Genomic DNA, 678 nt, shown 5'->3' with positions numbered 1-678 from the left:
ACAAGGCAGTTGCTAATAAAAGCCAAAATTAGGGCTTCAGACCTTAGTTTTGACTTCAGCAGCCTTAACGAGGGAATCTATAGTTTTTAAGATGTGCTTCTGTTCGAATTCTGGAAGGGATTCTATTTGCTTTATCCTGCGGGAAAACTTGAGCGAGAAGTCCCTTGAATGAAACTTTGAGCTATTCAAGCCCAATAGTTCATCTGTTGTTACGTTCAAAGCCATAGCACAGTGGGCTATCAATTCTCCTGATAGTTTCAATCTTCCCGTTTCATAGTCGGAGATTAGCCCCCTCCTAATACCAATCTTATTTGCTAGTTCCAGTTGGGTAAGTCCCCGGTTTTTTCTGATTTTAGCGATTCTGAAGCCAAGAATTTTTGGCGTTACAGAAGGTAGAGGTTTAAATGGTTTCTTAAATTTCTGCGGCATAAAAAAAGTATGACATCAGTATTTGACAGATACCTCATCATAACGCATAATATTTTCTAACAAACCTGCTTGACACAGTTTTTCGAAGTCCCGCATTCAGGCGGCCAGGAGACTGAAAACCGTGTATCAAAGACTAAATTGAAACCGCTCTGTTGGAGCGGTGAGGAGGCCCGCCCCTGAAGACTGACAAACTAAAAAGGGCAGGCCGGAAAACAAAAGGAGCCCGAAGACTCCCATAAGCATCATAGC

1 protein-coding gene is annotated in these 678 nt (G+C 42.3%); it reads right to left on the bottom strand.

The genetic code is table 11. The features are described 5' to 3' along the window. Positions 1-36: 36 nt before the first annotated feature. Positions 37-429, bottom strand: coding sequence for a helix-turn-helix domain-containing protein (locus S1OALGB6SA_RS00260; RefSeq protein WP_124032174.1), 393 nt, complete (start codon positions 427-429; stop codon positions 37-39). Positions 430-678 lie beyond the last annotated feature (249 nt).

The organism is Olavius algarvensis spirochete endosymbiont, from assembly GCA_900608495.1.
Taxonomy (GTDB): Bacteria; Spirochaetota; Spirochaetia; order DSM-2461; family DSM-2461; genus UBA2779.
The sequence above is the reverse complement of the archived record's forward strand: the minus strand, read 5'-3'. Positions and strand labels throughout refer to the sequence as shown.

Coding starts and splice junctions, on each gene's coding strand:
- S1OALGB6SA_RS00260 (WP_124032174.1), bottom strand. CDS start 429: ATGCCGCAGAAATTTAAGAAACCATTTAAACCTCTACCTTCTGTAACG.